Raw genomic sequence first — 1,472 nt, forward strand, 5'->3', positions numbered from 1 at the left:
AAACCACCTTTATGCCAAGTTTTAAAAGATTCTAATAAAATTTTTCCTAGTTTATAAGATAAGTGTTCTTTATACTTTAAAGCTTCTTGGTAATCTGGATAATTTTCTAAAGGGGGTAATTTTAAAGTTGGATCTTTTTTTATTTTTTGATGATATATTTTTTGATCTTGTTTGTAATTTAAAAATGTTGATAACAAATATATTGGCATAAATAGAATGCCAATAATACTTTTAGAATTAATAATCATAGTTTGACCCAATTTATAACAAAGCTGGTTTTGAATTCTTTGTTTAGCTGTGCCATATAAATTGGTGTTAAAAATAATATTTTGATGCTTTAAACGAAACATCTTAAATAATACTTTAGAAAAATTTATATAAATTCCAATATTTAGCGGATCAACATTTTTATTGATATCTTTTTGAAAAAGTTGCATACATAAAGAAGGCAAAAAATAATTTATTATAATATTCTTTTCATCGTAAAAACTATCTTCTATAGCTTTTTCAACCATTTTACTCCAACTAAAAAGACTGTAATATTTTTTAGCATCTTCATTTTTATTATAAAATTTAGACAAAAAATCAAGATATTTGGGTAAAATTATTTGTTCACCTATTTTACTCTGCCTCAAGGTTGTAGCATTGCTTCTAATTCGATAATTTATTATTTTTTTATTTAATAGAGATATTTTATTGCTTTTAAAAAATACCATAAAGCCAAAATAAACATCTTGATGAAAAATATAATCTAAAAATTTTATCTTTTGATTGCTCAAGTAATTAAAAGCAATCATCCCACTCCAAACAAAAGCGAAAGTTTGAATATTGCAATATTTATCCAACCATTCATCAGATATGATTGTATCTTTTTTTATTCCCATATTATAACAATTAAACCAAGTCCACTCATCTTTTTTTTCCAAACAATCTTTTTCATAAATTTTATTATAATCAAACCAAACCACTTCAACACCATCCATTCTAGGAACACATTCTTCTATACAATTTAATTCCCAATAATCATCAGAATCTAAAAAGATAATATAATCAATATCAGGAGCTTTAAAATTTAAAAGTTCATCTTTATTTTTAAAGAAATTTGAACTTTTATATATTTTATAAATATTATAAGGATTATCTTTATTGTCTAGTTTAAAATCTACTAAGGAGTTTTCTTTTAATTCTTGGGTAATGTTTTTAAAATCATATTCTTTACTAAAGAATTCTATGCCTACATTACGAGCTGAAGATAAACCCCCATTTTCCTTATCAAAAAGTATAAATCTTTCATCTTTTAAAGTATATTCTTTGGCTATATTGAGTGAGTTTTCATCTGTGCTACCATCATTTACAAGTACAACTTGTAAATTTTTATAAGTTTGATTAACAACACTATCTAAACATTCTCTTAAATATTTTTCTACATTATAGATTGGGATAACTACGCCTACGGTTTTCATTGTTTTTTC

At 23.8% G+C, this 1,472-nt stretch carries 1 protein-coding gene; it reads right to left on the reverse strand.

All coding sequences use genetic code 11. The features are described 5' to 3' along the window. A partial coding sequence (locus AJ884_RS10060; RefSeq protein ID WP_070286402.1) for a glycosyltransferase family 2 protein occupies positions 1 to 1,463 on the reverse strand: 1,463 nt, incomplete at its 3' end. Positions 1,464 to 1,472: the final 9 nt, after the last annotated feature.

It is taken from the genome of Campylobacter sp. BCW_6463 (assembly GCF_001762785.1).
Lineage (GTDB): Bacteria > Campylobacterota > Campylobacteria > Campylobacterales > Campylobacteraceae > Campylobacter_D > Campylobacter_D jejuni.